Origin of the sequence: Flavobacterium sp. FlaQc-48 (assembly GCF_044007335.1) — a bacterium.
GTDB lineage: Bacteria > Bacteroidota > Bacteroidia > Flavobacteriales > Flavobacteriaceae > Flavobacterium.
The window spans coordinates 1-18427 of the sequence record NZ_JBIPCR010000002.1 but is presented as its reverse complement, the minus strand read 5'-3'; the positions used below and the strand labels follow the sequence as shown (position 1 = coordinate 18427).

The following is an 18427-nucleotide window of genomic DNA, read 5'->3' as shown; positions in this document are numbered from 1 at the left end:
ATAGGCAACAATTTACCTGTAGCTTAAAAGCAGGTTTTTTATACCTGATTAAGCCACAATAAAAATTTTAAAATTTTATTTCGTTTTATCTACTTATTAAATAAGTATTATTGCCAGTGGGCCTGATTTTAATTTCTAAAGCAAAGGCAATAGTTTGAAGCATCTCGTACAACCCTTGTCTTGTGTCAAGAGTTCCCTGTATGGTCAGATTCTTCAAATCTTCATCCAGATAATTGACTTCAAATTGATTATCTGATTTTAGTTTACTTAAAACTTCCTTTAAGGTTAGTCCATCAACATATATTAAAACCTTTTTCCACTCTGGTTCTAATACAGTTGTTTTTTGTTTTTGGAGTAAAGAAGGAGTTTCTGCTCTGTAAACCGCTTTATAACCTCTCACGAGCAAGACTTCATTTTGTAAACTTTCAACCCGCACTTTACCTGTTCTCACATTTACCTCTGCTTTATGGTTGTCATAAGCCTTTATATTAAATGAAGTTCCCAGAACAATTGTTTTTATCGCTCCGGAATGAATAATAAAAGGTCGTGCCGGATCGCGTTTTACTTCAAAAAAGGCTTCTCCTTTTAGCTTTACTATCCTCTCCTTTTTTAAAAATCTGACCGGATATTCAATTTCCGAATTTTGATTTAACCACACTCGTGTTCCGTCTGATAAACATAAAAGTCGGATATCTTTATCAAATGTTTTTGCAGAAGTAATTTCAACATTGGTTTTATTTACCTGAACGAAAACCTGGTAACCTGTAACAGAAAAAATAAAAATTATACAAGCTACCGCTGTCCAGTTATAAAAAGCTTTGTATTTATCAATTGTAACATTCCGTATATTATTCCACATACGGGACTTTGTTTCATCTGGAAGAATGCCTCTGTTAGGTATTGCGTTCCATTCTTCTCTTAATTTTTTGGATTTCATTACAATTAACATTTAATATTTAAAAAACTTATACCTGAATTTTATCGATTCAACTACATTAGATTTTCAATCTATTAAATATCATGGGGCAATATCTTTATTAACGTTTTCTTAATCCAGGAGAAGATTATGCTTTTTCTGATTTTGGACTATAAATTAGATTTTACCATACAAAAAAGTCTCAGTTGGCGCACGGTAATCCGAAAATATCAGGACTAAAATTATGATATTAATTCTGACTGGCTGATAAAGAATAATGCAAACCAATACAGTTCATTATTTTTTACTGCATTCTTTTTAAGGAATTGTAGTGTTTTTGAAATTTGATTGGCTACAGCACTTTGAGACATATCCATTTCTGCTGCGATTTCTTTATAACTTCGGTCTTCAAATTTATGGAGACTAAAAATTTTCCTTCTTTTTTCAGGGATTTGATTGAGCAAATATTCAATTTTTTCTAATTTGGCACTGATATCCTCCTCTGTCTCCGACGCTATATCAAGCTCTTTAATTAATTGATCGTTCTCGACTGAAAAAATCCTGTTTTGTTTTTTATACCATTTTGAAATTTCCTGCTTGGAACTTTTAAAGAGGATGGCCTCTAAATCTATATTCGGATCGAGTTTAGTTCTGTACTTCCAAAGATGAATAAATACATTTTGTGTCACATCTTCGGCATCTGCAAGTTGTGCAGTATATTTTTTCACAAAACAAAATACTTTAAAATGATACAAATCATAGATTTCTCTAAAGCTGGAATCATCTCCTGCACGTAAGTAAATTAGCAAATTAGAGCTCATAATGTAATTTTAAATTGTTAAAGAAGACCCTTACAAAAGTATAATAAACCTGTTTTGGTATTTTTATGAATTGGTCATTTAATAATTTGTTAATATTGAGCGGTGTTCAGGAATCAACGATAGCCTTCTCCAAAATATTCACGAAGAATACGCTGCCAGAACACAACTAAACACATAATAATCAATTAATTAAACTCAACAATCAAACTAATAGTTACTATAATAGTCAATTAGCCCTTTTGCTTATAAAAACATCGTTTATCACCTTTCTATCAAAAAATAAAAACGGTTGCTTTTTAAATTATAAAATGCATTTTTTATGTAAGGTTAACATTTAGCCCAAAGCATTAAAAAAAAGTCCCGTTTCAAATGAAACGGGACTTTTTTTTAATTGTGAATTTTCTATCTCCTGGTTGTAAATTTTAAAATAGTACCCTGTGAAAATTTTCATAATAAATCTCAATCAGTAATTCCGCACCTCTTGGAGATGCTAAATCAATCAATCCTATTTCGCAGAGGGCATCTATTCTGCACATCTGATCTTTATTTGACTTTAATTTACCCAGATTTTTATCAAAAATTGCAATGTTTTCAATAGCATTTTTAACTATTGTAATCAATTGCTTAAAATCAGCCGAAGATAAATTACTTTCTTTGACATAATTTTCTAATCTTGCTCCTTCTCTGTAATGCGGGTAATTTTCTAATCCCATAAAAGTCAACATCCAGACTTTATTATAATTCCAGGTAGTTTTAATAATTCCTATATAATCTGCGATTAACTCATCATGAAGATTATTGGTCGCATGTCCGTATTTTTTAAGGGTATATAAATGCGTAAATTCATGTTCCTTTCGGATGGAAACCGAATATGAAGTCCATAAATCTTCTGTCAGCCCCAATTGACTTGCAGCTACATTGCTGTACGGTTTTGCACTTAAAATGACCAGTTTATCTTTATATAAAGATTTATTGGGTGCAATATTATCTAAAAACTCTCCGTTCCAGTCTCCGATGGGATTGTTTTGTAACCAGTTTTTTTTAATGATATTTAACCGTTTCCAATTGTTAAGGCCATTTAGTAAAACTGCTCCCATTGATGGAGGAATGGCGACAGGGTTGTTTTTATAGATCAGCGACTGCAGTATTTTTACAAAATCTTCTTTGTTTGGAATCATTAAAACGGGAATTCTTCCGGTAATACTTGGGTGAAGTTCTAAACTGATGTTTTTTGAATCTGCCAATTTTAAATATGCGGCTAATTTTATATCATTTGTCTTTCCTCTCAAAACAACATCGTTGTAGAGCTCAATTTTATCTATTTCTTTTTCAATTAAAAAGTTCAACTGTGGGTAACATTCTTTTAATGCATTAAAAATATCTTTTCCATTAGAAAAGCTCCTTAAATATTCTTCCCAAAATTGAATTTCCGGATCTTCTGTAAAAGTTGATGTTGTATACTCATCATTTAAAGAAAATTTATTAAACAAATAGTTTTTAAGTTCGTCAGATAAACCAATTAATGCAACTTGATTAACTGGTTCCAGTGGAAATAAATTATTCATGATCGTTACGAAATTTGACGTTTAGCCAGTTGGGTAAATAAGCCATCTTGTTGCATTAACTCTTCATAAGTACCCGTTTCTGTAATTTCTCCATCATTCATTACATAAATACGATCTGCATTTTTAATGGTACTTAATCGATGCGCAATCACGATACGTGTAGCCTGGAGTTTGTCCAGACTTTCGGCAACAATATTTTGGGTTCTGTTATCGAGTGCACTTGTAGCCTCATCCATAAACAACAATCTGGGTTTATGAACAATTGCCCTTGCAATCATAAGTCGTTGTCTTTGTCCGCCGGAAAATGTTCCTGCACCTTCACTAACAAATGTGTGCATTTCCATAGGCATATTTTTGATATCCTCTTCCATTCCTGCCATACGGGCTGCATCCCATGCATCATCTAAAGTCAACTCTGAATTTCCTACAATATTCTGATAAATGCTGCCTGCCATAAGCGCCCCATGTTGCAATACAACACCAATTTGTCTCCTTACCAGCTCTTTATTCATGGTATCAAAAGTATTTCCATCATAAAATATAGACCCTACTTCAGGATGTTCAAACCCCAAAAGCAGTCTCATAATTGTTGATTTTCCGGAACCTGAAGCCCCGACAAAAGCAACCATTTCTCCCGGTTTAATTTTGAAAGTAATATTTTTTAAAATCAAAGGCTGGCTTTCGTGGTATCGAAATGAAACTGAATTCATCTCGATATCGCCTGCCAATTCTCCGGGATCAATACTGTGATCCACAGATTCCGGTTCTTCTTCTAAAATGGGCTTAACCCTTTCGTACAGCGGAATAACATTTAATGAGGTAATAAAAGCCATACTTAATCGTAAACTATCTCCCAGAAACTTATTAAAAGCTGTAATAAATGCCATAAAGGAACCTACAGACATCATGCTTGCTCCTGTTGCAGTAGAATGAATCACAGTATAGTAGATAAACGAGAAAAAGAAAATACTGGTAAAAAGCGGATAAGAACTATTGAAAATTTCGACAAAATTCTGATAACTTCCGGAACTAAAACCTAACTGTTTTAGTTTTGAAAATTTTGCTGCCCAAAGGGTAAAAACTCTTTTTTCGCCGCCCGATATTCTTATTTTGCTGATTCCCGATAAAAACTCAAACAAAAACCCCTGAATTTCTCCCTGGTATTCAGAAACCTGTCTGTCATATTTTAACTTCAAACAACCAATTGTGATCATAAAAGTAACAGCCACTGCAGCTAACCCGACACCAACCCATGCTAAACTGGAATCATAATAGAAAAGAAGTATCAGATTGACAAAAGAGAATGCGCCACTTAATAGCGCCGTCATTAATGTGTTGGATAGAATTTGTCGTATGGCATTGATACTTAAAACCCTGTTCGTAAGATCTCCCGCTGTATATTTTTTGTAAAAAGTTACCGGCAGCCGTAATATATAATCCATTACACCAGCTTGTAAATTGATACTGGATTTTGACTCTACTCTCATTTGCAATACCCCCTGAACCAACTGTAGTCCGGCAGTTACCAAACCTATCATAATCATAATACTGAATATTTCCACATGTATCGATCTGTCTGCCGTGGGAATGATATCGTCAAAAATTACTCCTGATAAAATAGGTACTAATAACCCGATCAAACTTCCTGCTAAAGAGGCCAGAATTAATAGTTTAGCATCCTTTTTTACTCCGTTCATGGCAAAATTCAGCACCTTTTTCATCGAATCCATTTTGACATCGAAACCCGAGAAGAACATATAACCAATGGGTTCTAAAGAATCTGCTATTTCATTATTTACAATAGATTCAGAACCGGTTGCTACATTTTTTATCCAATAAGAACCGGACGTTTTTTGTATAAGGGCGACAGGTTCGTTTTTTTGTTTGGTAAAGGCCAGTAAGTGTCCGTTTTCTTCCTTCCACCATACGTCTCTCAGAATGATTTTTCGGACTCTTATTTTAGAACTTTTTGCGATAGCGTAAAGCAAACTTGTTGGTCTGGTTTCGTTTTCGTCAATATGTTTGGGTTCTTCAAATTTAAATTGACTGTGGTCTGCTATTACCTGACAGGTTGCATAGAGGATACTTTGCTTATTTAGTTTTGAAGCTGCTACCTGTGGAGCACCTTTTTTATTGCCGGTTACTATAGATTTTATTTTTTCGAGCGTGTTTTTTAATTCATCTTCTTCGCTGGCCAGTTTAGCATTAAAATGAAGGTTTTCAAAAATACTGTTGTTTTCTATCGCTTTACCAAGCTGCGCATAAAAATGAGATTGTATTTTTTCTAAAGAAATTAAAAAATTAACTTCTTCTTCGATCACTTCGCGTGTACTTAATATTTTTACTTCGGTTTTGGCAGATAGAGATTTTATCCATAATTTATTAGATACCGGAATTGGGAAATTAGGTTCATCATCAAAATTAACATCTATATCTGTCGAAAACACAGAGAGTCTTCCGCTATTTAAGTTCACCCAATTGACACCGTGTGAAGGATATGCAGTGGTATTTTCTTTTAAATTTATAATATCAAAATCATCCAGTGCCGTATAAACCCTTGGAGCATTTTGAAAATTTAATTCAGAAGATGTTTTTGATATCCATTTATTAATCATGTTTTTCAGAAAAAAACGATCAATATCCAGAAGGTCACTTTTTTTTATTGCAAGTAATTTGGCATCATTAGAAAAAACGATCAATCTAATATTATCAGTCGATTCCGTAGATAATAAGCTAAATAAGAGTTCTCCTTTTTTTGCAGAATACAAATATTTTAAAGCGCATAAATAGGCTCCGTCTTCATCAATTTTAGTATGAAACACATTTACTTCACCCGAAACCACCATCCAGAAACGGTCGGTATGATTAAGAATCAATGGATTTTCAGCTCCTATGTGTATTTTCTCTTTCATTGAAATAGTTTAAATTTATTTGGATTCGATTAGGTGTGCATAAACGCCATTTTGCCTTAACAATTCCTGATGCGAACCACGTTCTACAATTTTCCCTAACTCCATTACTATAATTTCATCACAGTCAATTATGGTACTTAATCTGTGGGCCACAATAAGACAGGTACAACCTCTTTTCTTGATATTGTCCATTACCGTTTTTTCGGTAGTAGGATCCAGTGCACTGGTGGCTTCGTCCAAAACTAAGATGGTTGGGTTACCGGATAAGGCTCTGGCAATTTCTATACGCTGACGTTGTCCACCACTAAAATTGGCTCCGCCTTCCATTACTTTACTGTCATATCCGTCAGATCTGGCAGCTATAACGTCATGGATGGCGGCATCCCGGGCTGAATTAATTATATGCTTTTCAGGGATCATACTATCCCAAAAAGAGATATTTTCTTTGATTGTGCCATTAAATATATTGACATCCTGATCGACTACGGCCAATGAGCTTGTAACTGTATATCTTGCTATAGTGCTTCTGTTTTTACCATCAAGCAAAACCTCGCCTTTCCAGGGCTCATAAAGTCCCGACGCAATTCTGGCAACGGTCGATTTACCGCTTCCTGAACCTCCAACTAAGGCGACCCTGCTTCCTGGTTTTAATTTTAAACTGAAGTTTTCTATTAATGCCGGCATGGTAGTGTTATAACCAAATGTGACATCTTTCATTTCAAAATATCCTATCAATTTGTTTTTGATTACTCCATCAGGATCAGGCTGAACGTTTTGATTGGGTTCTTTTTCTATAAACTGACTGTCGATTTCATAGTCGAGTACGTCATCAATACGGCTCATATCACTTTCTGTTTCGTGCAGCATATTACCCACGGTGATCAATTGATTGACCGGTGTTATAAAATTGTTCATCAGGTACGTAAAGGCCACTAAAGATCCCAAGGTCATTTCGCCGTCCATAATACGCAAAGCTCCAATTCCAAGAATTAGAGAGTTTGTTAACGATGTGATCAAATTGGGCAGAACATTAAGCCTGATGGTTAACCAGCCCAGTTCTTGCTGCGCGTTCATTACCTTGGCCAGATATCCAATCCAGTTGGTAAAAAAATCATTTTCCCTTCCCGAGGCTTTTAGCGTTTCAACCATACTAATTCCTGAAGTTGTGGTTCCAAGCAATTTTCCTGTTTCATTGCTTAATCTTCGGCTTCCGTCTTTTCTGGCTGTTGCCACGCATTTTAAAATCACAATGTTTATTGCTGCCATAAAAATACCAATCAGCGTAAGGGTAATGTCATAAGAAAACATTAGCACGGCATAAAAAACGACTACTATAACATTTAAAGCGGCATTGGCTAAATCACCACTTAATAATTTGGCCACTTTATCATTTAAGGAAACCCTGTTACCTACTTCACCGCTGTAACGCTGTGTAAAAAAAGCAATAGGCAAATGAAAAACGTGCCACAAAAATTTACTGGAAGTAACTAAAGCCAGTTTTGTTTCGAGTTTAAGTAAAAAGTATTGTTGAAGGTATACTAAAACCGAATTAATAATTAAGATTGCTCCCATAATTAACAGTAGCGGCATTACAAATCCGGAAAAACTATTGATTAGGTACTTATCTATAAAAACGGTCAGAAAAGAAGGGATTATTAAACCGGGAATTACTAAAAACAGACTGGCTATAATGATATAAATAATGCTGGATTTAGAACTGGCAACCCTGGAAAGCAAAGAACCTATAAGTCCTTTTTTCTCATTTCCTTTCTCAAAATTTTCGCCAATATCAAACGTCAGTACAACTCCCGTATAAGAGTCATCAAATTCCTGATGCGTTACAGTATATCTTCCTTGTGCGGGATCACTTAGATATACTTTCTTTTTGGTGAAACCTTCGAGTACCAGGAAGTGATTAAAATTCCAAAAGATAATAGCCGGTGTTCTAATCTGCATGAGCTTTTCGATCGATTTGGCATATCCTTTTGATTCTAATCCAAACTCTTTAGCTGCTTTAATAATATTTGTTGCTTTTAGTCCATCTCTAGAAACGCCACAAGCTATTCTTAGTTTTTCTAAGGGAACAAACTTACCAAAATGGCCTAAAATAATACTCAAAGCTGCCGCACCACATTCTACACTTTCCATCTGTAACACAGTTGGAACCTTGACTGGCCGGGCTTGTTTTTCAATAACAAAATTTGTACTGTCTCCCATCCGTATTGTTAGTATAAGTCAAAAAATTTCTTAAATGCAGGAACTATTATCGTAACAGGCGGCTCTTGTCTTATGGTCACTTTTCCCATACATGATGTACCTTCTTTTATAAAAATTTCCGGTCCTTTTGCCGATGTCCATTTAAATCCGCTAGTCGATTTTGGATCTTTTTCAAAATCTACATGCACTTCAAATAAGGGGCCTTTGGCCAAAAGTCCTTTGGCAAGCTGATCATTTTTAATAGATGTAAGCATACCTTGTTGTGTAACCGGAAAATCAGATACATAGGTTACTTTTCCTTTTATGAACCCGTATTCCTGTGGCTGTACGGTTGATGGTACTACCAAAGCCTCCATTCCTTTTCGTATTTTTTTCCCGTCCTGAGACGGAATATATAAAATGCCTGTGAGTTGGGCGAGTTTCTTTTCGTTCAGGTTTTTAAGTTTAAACAAAGGCGTTCCCGCGGTTACAACGATTCCTGCGTCGGTTAAAACCTCCACAACTTCCCCGTCATAAGGACTTTTAATATTCTTTTGGAGCTCATAACGTTCAGTTAAAAATTGCAGATTTCGTTCAGCTTCAGCGATTCGTTGGCTTTGCAATGTTACTTTTTGCTGCAGGTCAAAGCCTAAATTATGCTGTTGGGTCGATGTTTCTACTTTTTGTCCTTTCAATCTTTCAATAGCATTTTTTGAAGTTTCTATTTGCTGTTTGGTTACTGCTACTTCAGATTTGGTTATTAAACCTTTACTAAGCAAGCCATTCTCTGCGTCTAACTGATTATTAAGGAATAACAATTTTTTCTTTTCTGTTTCAATTTCTCCCTGAATACTTACGCGGGTTTGCTTGATCAATTCGCTTTGCAATTGTGTCCCCTGGCTCCCGTAAGTAGATAATTTTCCCATTTCAAACTTTCGGTCTGACATTACGGCTTTTGCGTCTTCTATTTGTTGTTGTAGTTCCGGCTGTTGTATATTGGCGATAATATCTCCTTTTTTTACGTGATCGCCTATCGCTACTTTCAGTTCAACCAATTGTCCCTGCGATGTTGCTACTACTTCATGAACTTCTCCTCCCTGCACTACTCCTACTACATCCAATTTTGTTTTTACGGTTCCCATAAATGCCCACAGTACACCTGTAAAAAGTATTGCTGCGACCGTTACCAGTGCTATCCAGGCTTTGGGGCCGGTAACTTTTATTAACTGGTCTAATTTTTCTGGAGTAGAAAGCTTTTCTAAAGCTGATTTTCTGAAAAAACTTGCTGACATAGTTTCCGTTTTTTTTATTAATTTTCTGTATTTGGAACCGTATAAAATGCATTCTGGATAATTTTGAAATCCAGGCTTTCTTTAGAAACAAGCGTACCGGTTTCGTGTCTGAGACTTATAAGTGCATTAGAAAACTGTTGCTCTGCACTGAGGTATTCCAGTTCTGAAAAGGTAAATCTTTCCTGAAACAGCATTAAATTTAAAAGTGTCGTTAAACCCATTTGAAATTTTATTTGTTCGTTATCAAAAGCTGTTTTATGAAATCCCATCGATTCTTTTGCTTTTTCAAGGATTAAGACACTGTTGTTTAAATTATTAAGTGCAGCATTGACATTTAAATCAACGTTTCTCCGGGTATTATCGCTTATTACGGCCTGGTCTTTTACGGCAATTTTGTTAATCGAATAATTTCCTTTTGCGAGATTATTATTCAACGCAAATGAAAAAGTCAATTTCGCCCCTGCACCAAGATCCTGACCCTGGTTGTTTACAAATGAAGAAAGAGTTTTGTCTACTCCATTTCCTACGCTGGTGCTTCCGTAATATGCAAAACCGGTTAAATCCAGCTGGGCTTTCAGGTTATTCTCGGCCAATTGGTATTGAAGTTCTACGGCTTCAGTGACCTTTTGCAGGGCTTTTAAATCTCCACGATTGTCTTTCGCTTTTTTAATAAGTGTGTTTTTGTCGATATTTTCCTTGTATCCACTTTCTGTAACTATAGGAAAATCACTTATAGGGTCACCCAGTTGTTGGCTTTCTTCGTCAGATAAACCTATGGCCCTGCCTAAATCTAATCTGGCATTATATAAATTTTGCCGGGCCACAATTGTTAATCTTTCCTGATTGGTTAAATCAGCATTTACCTGAGCCATATCACTCTCCGGTTTTTTGTCTGCTTTTATTAACTCTTTAGTCATTTCTAATACGTTTCTTACTCTGCTTTCGTTTTGTATATAAACATCCAGGCTTTTAAAAGCGGTATAATAATTCCAATAGGCAATACCAATCTGAAGGATTTCATACGAATTTGTAAACTCGTAATCCAACTTGTTTTTATCAATATAAAGGTTTGCCACCTGTTCTCCTGTTGTGGTTACTTTTTTTCCTCTTCCTCTTAAAAGCGGCTGAGTTAATGAAAAATTAAGCACTCCGGTGTGGTTTCCGAAAAAAGGCCCCACAAGCTGATCGAATGCATTGTACGGAAAATTACTGTCGTTATAGAGGTATTTTAAACTTACCTCTGCTATTTGCGACGTTCGGAATCTTTTTTGCAAACCCACCGAGAAATCTACTGCATTTGACTTTAACGATCTGTCGATATACTGATTTCTGGGATCAGCATCATACAGATTTAGCCTGCTGTTTTTATAGGAAAGTGCCGAATTTAATTTAAAATCAAATGTGCTCCATTGTACCTGAAGTTCTCCTTCGGCATTTTGTATCGCATAATAATTTCTTTTAATATTGGGACTTTTGTCAAAAGCTATGCTTGAAATTCCAATTAAATCACATTTAATTTTAGATTGACTTTGTAAATTAGTAACACCAATAATCAGTACGGTAAAAAAGAAAGGATTAAACCTCATTTAAATCTGATGTTTAGAGTTAGTAATTATCTATGCTTCTGAAAACCTGTGCAGAATCTGACCAAAATGTGAACCGGCTTGTGCTACTCCGTCTAATATTTTAGTATCTATTAAATCTTCTTCTTCCGGCATACCATATCCTAACTGATCTGTTGTTTTTCTCAATCTGTTAGAAAGGAACAAAGCCAAAGCATAATAAAAACTGGCTTTGAAATCCGGATTTGAACTAAGTCTCAGTTCTATCACATTTCGGGATATTTTATATACTACTGAGGTCTTTCTGGCAATTACAGAAACAGATGGTGGTCTTGTTTCCAGGAAAGACATTTCACCCACAACCTCCCCGCTTCCTAATGTTGCAATGTCTTCTTTATCACCATTCTCTGCACATACAGACAATTGACCTGATAATACGATGTATAAGCTATCAATAAAATTACCTTTCTGGATGAGTTTTTCTCCTCCTCTTAATTCTATTTTCTGACCATTGTTAATCAACCATTCTACATCTCTGTTATTAAGCTGACCTAAGAAAAAAAGTGCTCTTTTCATAATTATATTCTTTTAAAAGTTATACTAATTATTTAAATTTTATTTGTTGATTAAACGTGGAGTCTGTTATAGCTGACCGTTGAAAAATGCTATTTATACATCTCCCGTAAAGAATTGTACAGACTTTCATAGTCTGTAATACTAGAGCCCTTAGAGGTTCCTCCGCTTAATTTGTCTAATTTTTTTTCGTCTAATTCCTGATCCTTTTGCTGTAGCTTTATGGGGATATTGATGTACAGATACTCCGGGTCGGACTGATCTGTTACTTTAATCTTTTTACCGCTTGGTATCCTTCTCCCAAAAAACTTCTCTAATGTTTCTTCGGGGTTTGTGATTAATGATTTCTTAAAATCATCGTTTTCCCAGGCTTCGGCAATTATCCTAAAAAATACATCCTGACCTTTTTTTTGTTCTTCTGTTAAAATCATTTTATTTATGCTTAAAATTTTACTTGTGATCCGTGCTTATACTATTGTTAATCAATAGTTATCTCAAAGAGTTTATTAATTCCTTAGGTGAGATATCATATTGGTTCAAAAACAACTTTGAGAAATAATGTACATCATTGTACCCTACTGAATATGCTACTTGTGAAATTGAGTTTTGAATATAGTTATCAATCAGGTGTTTGGCTTTATGCAGTCTCAATATGCGTATATACTTGTTGGGTGTAAGGTGTACTAAATTTGCAATCTTTCTATGCAGTTGTCTTTCGCTCACTGCCATTTTATACGACAGTTCATACAGGTTCATATCATTTTGGTTAATCGAACTATAAATTTCCTTTTCCAGATTCAATAGCCAGTCGTGATCTAATTTTGTTATTTTCTGCGGATTAATTTTATTTACACACAAATCCTGAATATTTTTATTGGATTCATAGATGTCAAAAATTTCCGGCCGGCCCTGAATGGTCAGGTTTACAGACTTCGATTTGATTTCATCTAAGATTTCTTCAATCAGGTCATTTATTTGTTTGGTACTCGAAAAAATAATCTCATTTTGCATTTCATTATGTTTTGTCTCAGGTTTACTGGCCGCAATAATGCTGTCGAGTGGATTTTTAATATTCTGGACTATCTGATTTAAAATATCAGGAGAAGACCAATCTATGGTAGTGCTTCTTGTCATCTCATTCATCATTTGTGGTGGGAATTAATTGTTAGTCAAAAAAATTAATCATTTGGACAACCTTATTTCATTTTAAGAAATTGCTTCTTCCATTGTGCAGTATGAACTCTTTGCGTTGATTTGATTAAGATCAGGACGCTTTCTTGTTATGCTGCTATTGATAAAAAATTAGCATGCGTGATATTGATACTCCTTATTCTGAAATGTTTGATCAGACATTTTATCAATGTATTGTGAGGTTACTAAAGATTTATTGTTCTGATAAAAATCTTTCAAACCATCGTAGCTCATGGCTATGGGTATTGTTTCAGATCCCAGATAGTTAATCGAAGCGCCTATCACTTCTGCTTTTATTCCAAGCAGATTCATAATTCTTAAAAGTTTACTGTCGCATTCGGCAAAAGCAACACCATTTTTTTGTTCACATATAGGCGCGATTGCACACACCATTAATCTTCTAAATAGTGTTTTATCAGTATTGTTTCTCTTAGTTGCAAATCGGCCAATGTGCCAAACCGAGGATAATTTTTCAGAATAATCGAAAACACTTAAAGGGTCGATATTAAAAATTTTCTGAAGAGGCAGTTTGGTTTTATAATCCCATTGGATTACTCTGATGGATCCCTGAATACTTCCTGAAAAATCTTTCGCAACAAAAATTTCAGAATCTTTGAAATAATTTAATTCTTCATCATAAACTTCCTGCGTGTCTGCAATAAGTTCATTCGTATTTACATTTTCACAATGATGATTAAAGTTTTCTTCAACCACAAACTTGGCTAATTCATTTAGCTGGTTCAGTTCTAATCTTTCTAGGTAATTTTGATTTATAGTCATGGGGGTCTATTTGCTTTTGGTTAGTAACAAAGCTAATTGTCACTTATCGTTCTGCCGCTACCCTAAATAGTAGTATTCTGTTAATAATCAACAAACTACCTTTTAGGGTAGTACCTGATCTTAGACTATAATTGTTAAAAAGGAAGGGAACTTGATGAGATAATTCATCTCTTTTTTAGGAACAAGCTGAGGTTTGACGGGCTTTAAAGTAAAATCTGACAATCATTTTAAACTTGAAAAACATTGTAAGAAATGGAAATCAATTAAGGCTATCGTTCTCATTTTTACAAGATTTGCGTAATTCTTTTCATACATAATAAAAAAAAATTAAATTTGATGAAAATTATCCAGATGAAAGAACAAGATTTAAATTCGTTTTTTGATTCCAGAAATATAATCTATAATTTGTCAGATGAAGAAAGGGCACAAAAATTTGATTATTTAGAACCCGTAAAAGCATTTGCAAGAGCTACTTATACGAGTATTTATGTTATAGATTATCTGGAGCAGGGATTTGAATTTGTTTCCGATAATCCGTTATTTCTTTGTGGAAATACAGCACAACAAGTTCTGGAAATGGGATACGCTTTCTATTTCAAGCATGTTCCCCCGGCAGACTTAGACTTATTATTAAAAATCAATTCTGTGGGATTTGATTTTTATGAAAAAACACTTCTTGAAGAAAGGATTCTTCATACCATCTCTTATGATTTTCATTTAAAAAACCAGGAAGGAAAATTAATTTTAATCAACCAAAAGCTTACCCCTGTTTTTTTAACCAGTACCGGAAAAATATGGAAAGCGATATGTATCATCTCGTTATCATCTGAACGCAAAGCAGGTAACATTAAAATACATAAGAACGGAGAGAATAAGGTCCTTAACTATAATCTTGCTACAGATCGTTGGGAAGACTCTAAAAAAATAACGTTATCCAAAAGAGAAAAAGAGATTTTACACTTTTCGAGCCGCGGCTTTACAATAAACGAAATAGCAACCGAAATATTTGTTTCGCCGGATACTGTAAAATTTCACAGAAGAAAGCTCTTCGAAAAATTAGAAGTAACTAATATTTCAGAAGCCATTGTTTTTGCCACCAGCAATAAACTCATTTAAACAGCTTCTTTTTATTTGGTTATTTTAAGCTTAAAGAGGCTACTAACGAATCCGTTTGAAAATTATTTTTTGATTTTTGTCTGTTTGAATGGTTAGGGATTTTTGATCTAGTTGATATTTTCCTTTCAGCAATGTTATCATTTGTGACTGATCCGGATTTAAAATAGAATTCTCTTTATCATTACTCAATTTATCCTGGTATTTTTTTGTAAAAGTTCTTAAGAAAATGGAATCTTTTGTAAAAGAGTACAGTCCTTCATTCACTTTACTATTATTGCATACTTTGTTCACCTGAAAAGTACTGAGGGCTTCAAAATTCAATCTCTCAAATTCTGAATTACCAGTGGTATTTTGCCATGTTCCATAAAACTCATTTTGCCCCATTAGCTTATTTTTCAAATAACTTATTCCGCCATAAAAGCCTATAAATACAACGGCAATATAAACCCATTTTATCTTTTTAAACCGGTTTATCCACTTTGGAGTTTCCTGATCAGAAAACAAAGGTGGTTCTATAATAAAATATTTATAAAAAAGAGGAAATTCTGAAAAGAAAACAAAAAGCCCCATAACGGTTAATATAGTGGCCATACCCTGTGCCCCTTTTATATGGTACGCAAAGTCAATCAATAAAATATTAACCATAAAAGTTAAAAATAGAACTACCCCAATTCTGGTTGTTTTTCTAAAAAATAACAGTATAGCACTTATTATTTGTGATACGGCTATAAATGTCCCGTACCAATGCGAAAAACTATAGTAATACCAGGTTAATTCAAACCCGCTTAATGATCCCACAGGCTTGTCAAATGTACTGGGCTGAGCTATAAATTGTGTTCCCAGAATTTTTGAAAAGGCGTACGAAAGAATCATTGTTGCCATAAAATAACGACAAAATGTATATAAATAGTAATGAGCTTTTTTCAAATCCATAAAATTAATTTTTAAAACTTTTATTCTTTTTTTTATTAAAGTTTAACCGAGTCCGTAATCAGCATTAATTGATTATCAAAATCTTCCGTACTTGCATTTTTAACTTTATCCTGTATGTTTTCGATAGCACTTCTTTTTATCAAATTCATACTTTTTTTATTGGGGAAATTGATACAATTATCTAATGCGTTAATATAAAATACAGGAATATCATCCTGTAACATTTGCTCTCGTTCAGCATGTAATATAGGTCCTCCATTATCAAAAGAGGTATATGCTTTTGCCAGAATCTCCAGTTTTATCCCGTATTTGATCGAATCAGCCAGATATTCGGGCTTGTTTAGAAATTTTAAGATCTTAGCGTACACTTTTGTGTGGCGGTTGATAAAACGAATTTTGGAACTATGAAAATTAGTAAGGGGAGAATATTCAGACTGCAGATGTTTTTTATTTTTTAGGATTAAATGGTATAACTTTTGAAATCCTGCCTTAAATTCTTCTTCGTATTCTACAAGGTTTACAACAGAATTGTTCAAAAAGGGTTTATTTAATTTGTATAATTTTTGCGTTTCCATTTCAGAAATTACACTCATAGAATCCTTATTTGCATCTTTAATTTTTAAAACAGGAAAATCAGATTCCAACATTTCTGAAGAACCAAAACCGTACATATAATAGGGTAAATTTAAATGCCTTGTCGGAAGCAATGAGGCCTCAAAAACTGATCTGAAAATAGCGCCCTGCGATTCCTGGTTTTCTCCGTTGAGCTGTTTTAATGCCGGGCTCAGAATAGTTTCATGATCTATTAAAACGGGACTGTTTCCCGAAGCAATTATATTCTCGCAGTGAAAATCTTTAGCATTCAGAAAATAAGTGACTCCCAGTAAAATGCCGGCTCTTTCATAGTATTGCTTTACATCGTCTATAGTAGTACAAGGCGAATTTTCAATAAATTCTAACCAGCCATAAACTCCTTTATCCAGAATTTTAAAGGTTTTTAGGTTTTCATCCAGGTTTTCATTGATCCAGTTCAGGAATACATTATAAGAATTTGTAATACTCAGGTTAGTGGGTTTGTAGACTATTTTTTGTGCATTTTCAAATTCAATGATAACAGTCGATTCTCCATTGTGCTGATCTCCTGAGCTTAAATGAATTTTTCTAAGCTGACCGAACTTTTTATCCAAAAGCAATTCCAAATCAGGTTTATCCGTTTCAAGTCTTCTAAAAACAGTAGTTATAAACGCAATATAATCTGATGTTTTTTTAGAAAGTTTTCGGGCAAGCATCGGATACTTTAAAAATAAATCCTGAAACTTATTAGATAAAGTACTGAAAACAAATCTCTTATAATAGAAATCTTCTGATGCATCATGAGATGAATTTTCTGTTTTGGTTGCATTAAATTCATGAAACAAAACTAAATCAGACAAATTATAAAGATCTTGATATAATTTTATACGTAACTGGTCAACAACATCCTGATTAGGTATTGGTATATTTACTGCGATCAAATTTTGGCTCAGCTTCTTAAAAAAGTAATCCAGAAATGGTAAAAAAAGATGATAAAATGCTTTTTGAGAATGATGGTGATCAAACAGGTCATTTTTTTCATCTATTTCATTTAAAACGTCTTCTAATGCAAATATCCATTCCGGAAAATCAATATTTTCTTCGATATCAATTATATTTAATATCATTTTAGAAATGTCTTCGCCAGCCAGATTATTTGAAGTACAGTATTTTTGAAAAATTTCTTCTGAACCATCGTTAGCTATCGTTTTTTTCCAGTAATCCAGATAATCCAACTCTCCATTTTTTTCAAAAGAACATTGATATTGCTTACTGATATTTAATATTTCGAAAGGAGTCAGCGATTTAAAGTATATGTTTTTTAAGGATGGAGAACGCTTCATAAATAGGGATATAAAAGGTGAATAAACGATGTTATGCTTTTAAAAAAATAGGCATTGTTAATTTATCAATAGTGAAGACTATAGTAAATTAACAATACCTAAAGAAGTTCTTTTTCAGATGTTATTATCTAAAAATGATGTGAAATTAGTTCCCCCATCCAATACAGATTCCTGTCCAAAGAATCTCTAAGTTAAATTGTCCACCGGCAACAGCTTCCAATTCAGCATCTGTTAATTCCATGTTTTCAGGATTAGCAGGGATATTGATATACACCGCAGAATAATCTGTCTGATCTGTTACAATTAATCTTTTACCTTTTAAATCTAATGGTTTACCAGATAATTTTTCGATTGCCTGAACCGGGTTGCTTACCAATTCTTGTTTGAAAGCTTCATCTTCCCAAGCTGCTTTGATAATTGTTTTTAAGTTTTTTTCTGCGTTTTCTCTTTCTTGATTTAACATGATCTTATGTTTTAAGGGTTGTTTTAAAAAAATATAATAGTTTGATTTTTATAAGCTTTTGTGCTGAATCAGGAATTAATTTCCCCATCCAATACAGATTCCTGTCCAAAGAATCTCTAAGTTAAATTGTCCACCGGCAACAGCTTCCAATTCAGCATCTGTTAATTCCATGTTTTCAGGATTAGCAGGAA

Annotated in this window: 15 protein-coding genes; 1 reads left to right on the top strand and 14 read right to left on the bottom strand. The window is 34.0% G+C overall.

Translation table 11 applies throughout. The features are described 5' to 3' along the window. Positions 1–85: 85 nt before the first annotated feature. From ACHRWY_RS03445 to ACHRWY_RS03395, 11 genes are all read right to left on the bottom strand, one after another. Complete coding sequence (locus ACHRWY_RS03445) at positions 86–937, bottom strand: FecR family protein (protein WP_395352538.1); 852 nt, start codon at positions 935–937, stop codon at positions 86–88. Positions 938–1158: 221 nt separating this feature from the next. Then, positions 1159–1737, bottom strand: a complete 579-nt coding sequence (locus tag ACHRWY_RS03440; RefSeq protein ID WP_395352536.1) for an RNA polymerase sigma factor — start codon at positions 1735–1737, stop codon at positions 1159–1161. A 422-nt stretch (positions 1738–2159) separates the two neighbouring features. Further along, positions 2160–3302, bottom strand: a complete 1143-nt coding sequence (locus ACHRWY_RS03435) for a DUF7005 family protein (protein WP_395352534.1) — start codon at positions 3300–3302, stop codon at positions 2160–2162. A gap of 5 nt (positions 3303–3307) precedes the next feature. Continuing rightward, positions 3308–6214: an NHLP bacteriocin export ABC transporter permease/ATPase subunit gene (locus ACHRWY_RS03430; RefSeq protein WP_395352532.1), complete on the bottom strand. Its 2907-nt coding sequence runs from the start codon at positions 6212–6214 to the stop codon at positions 3308–3310. A 15-nt stretch (positions 6215–6229) separates the two neighbouring features. Continuing rightward, on the bottom strand, positions 6230–8431 hold the full coding sequence (locus tag ACHRWY_RS03425) for an NHLP family bacteriocin export ABC transporter peptidase/permease/ATPase subunit (protein ID WP_395352530.1): 2202 nt from the start codon (positions 8429–8431) through the stop codon (positions 6230–6232). An 8-nt stretch (positions 8432–8439) separates the two neighbouring features. Beyond that, positions 8440–9702 carry an NHLP bacteriocin system secretion protein gene (locus ACHRWY_RS03420; protein ID WP_395352528.1) on the bottom strand — a complete coding sequence of 421 codons (1263 nt, stop codon included), beginning with the start codon at positions 9700–9702 and terminating at the stop codon, positions 8440–8442. Positions 9703–9719: 17 nt separating this feature from the next. Next, positions 9720–11288, bottom strand: coding sequence for a TolC family protein (locus ACHRWY_RS03415; RefSeq protein WP_395352526.1), 1569 nt, complete (start codon positions 11286–11288; stop codon positions 9720–9722). A gap of 30 nt (positions 11289–11318) precedes the next feature. Next, entirely contained in the window at positions 11319–11840 is a 522-nt protein-coding gene (locus ACHRWY_RS03410) for a cyclic nucleotide-binding domain-containing protein (protein ID WP_395352524.1), read from the bottom strand. An 89-nt stretch (positions 11841–11929) separates the two neighbouring features. After that, positions 11930–12268: an NHLP leader peptide family RiPP precursor gene (locus tag ACHRWY_RS03405; RefSeq protein ID WP_395352523.1), complete on the bottom strand. Its 339-nt coding sequence runs from the start codon at positions 12266–12268 to the stop codon at positions 11930–11932. 58 nt (positions 12269–12326) lie between these two features. Further along, positions 12327–12971: a helix-turn-helix domain-containing protein gene (locus ACHRWY_RS03400; protein WP_395352521.1), complete on the bottom strand. Its 645-nt coding sequence runs from the start codon at positions 12969–12971 to the stop codon at positions 12327–12329. Positions 12972–13139: 168 nt separating this feature from the next. Next, positions 13140–13808, bottom strand: coding sequence for a hypothetical protein (locus tag ACHRWY_RS03395; RefSeq protein ID WP_395352519.1), 669 nt, complete (start codon positions 13806–13808; stop codon positions 13140–13142). A gap of 351 nt (positions 13809–14159) precedes the next feature. On the opposite strand from ACHRWY_RS03395, the gene ACHRWY_RS03390 reads away from it, so the two are divergent. Next, on the top strand, positions 14160–14924 hold the full coding sequence (locus tag ACHRWY_RS03390) for a response regulator transcription factor (protein WP_395352518.1): 765 nt from the start codon (positions 14160–14162) through the stop codon (positions 14922–14924). A gap of 42 nt (positions 14925–14966) precedes the next feature. On the opposite strand, the gene ACHRWY_RS03385 is transcribed toward ACHRWY_RS03390, so the two are convergent. From ACHRWY_RS03385 to ACHRWY_RS03375, 3 genes are all read right to left on the bottom strand, one after another. Beyond that, positions 14967–15857, bottom strand: a complete 891-nt coding sequence (locus ACHRWY_RS03385; RefSeq protein WP_395352516.1) for a hypothetical protein — start codon at positions 15855–15857, stop codon at positions 14967–14969. 35 nt (positions 15858–15892) lie between these two features. Then, the gene (gene lanM, locus ACHRWY_RS03380; RefSeq protein ID WP_395352514.1) at positions 15893–17773 is read right to left on the bottom strand and encodes a type 2 lanthipeptide synthetase LanM; all 1881 of its coding nucleotides are present in this window, start codon (positions 17771–17773) and stop codon (positions 15893–15895) included. 145 nt (positions 17774–17918) lie between these two features. Next, positions 17919–18236 (bottom strand): NHLP leader peptide family RiPP precursor, encoded by a 318-nt coding sequence (locus ACHRWY_RS03375; RefSeq protein ID WP_395352512.1) that lies wholly within the window; start codon positions 18234–18236, stop codon positions 17919–17921. Positions 18237–18427 lie beyond the last annotated feature (191 nt).

Coding starts and splice junctions, on each gene's coding strand:
- ACHRWY_RS03435 (WP_395352534.1), bottom strand. CDS start 3,302: ATGAATAATTTATTTCCACTGGAACCAGTTAATCAAGTTGCATTAATT.
- ACHRWY_RS03425 (WP_395352530.1), bottom strand. CDS start 8,431: ATGGGAGACAGTACAAATTTTGTTATTGAAAAACAAGCCCGGCCAGTC.
- ACHRWY_RS03440 (WP_395352536.1), bottom strand. CDS start 1,737: ATGAGCTCTAATTTGCTAATTTACTTACGTGCAGGAGATGATTCCAGC.
- ACHRWY_RS03445 (WP_395352538.1), bottom strand. CDS start 937: ATGAAATCCAAAAAATTAAGAGAAGAATGGAACGCAATACCTAACAGA.
- ACHRWY_RS03430 (WP_395352532.1), bottom strand. CDS start 6,214: ATGAAAGAGAAAATACACATAGGAGCTGAAAATCCATTGATTCTTAAT.
- ACHRWY_RS03375 (WP_395352512.1), bottom strand. CDS start 18,236: ATGTTAAATCAAGAAAGAGAAAACGCAGAAAAAAACTTAAAAACAATT.
- ACHRWY_RS03405 (WP_395352523.1), bottom strand. CDS start 12,268: ATGATTTTAACAGAAGAACAAAAAAAAGGTCAGGATGTATTTTTTAGG.
- ACHRWY_RS03395 (WP_395352519.1), bottom strand. CDS start 13,808: ATGACTATAAATCAAAATTACCTAGAAAGATTAGAACTGAACCAGCTA.
- ACHRWY_RS03385 (WP_395352516.1), bottom strand. CDS start 15,857: ATGGATTTGAAAAAAGCTCATTACTATTTATATACATTTTGTCGTTAT.
- lanM (WP_395352514.1), bottom strand. CDS start 17,773: ATGAAGCGTTCTCCATCCTTAAAAAACATATACTTTAAATCGCTGACT.
- ACHRWY_RS03400 (WP_395352521.1), bottom strand. CDS start 12,971: ATGACAAGAAGCACTACCATAGATTGGTCTTCTCCTGATATTTTAAAT.
- ACHRWY_RS03415 (WP_395352526.1), bottom strand. CDS start 11,288: ATGAGGTTTAATCCTTTCTTTTTTACCGTACTGATTATTGGTGTTACT.
- ACHRWY_RS03420 (WP_395352528.1), bottom strand. CDS start 9,702: ATGTCAGCAAGTTTTTTCAGAAAATCAGCTTTAGAAAAGCTTTCTACT.
- ACHRWY_RS03410 (WP_395352524.1), bottom strand. CDS start 11,840: ATGAAAAGAGCACTTTTTTTCTTAGGTCAGCTTAATAACAGAGATGTA.
- ACHRWY_RS03390 (WP_395352518.1), top strand. CDS start 14,160: ATGAAAGAACAAGATTTAAATTCGTTTTTTGATTCCAGAAATATAATC.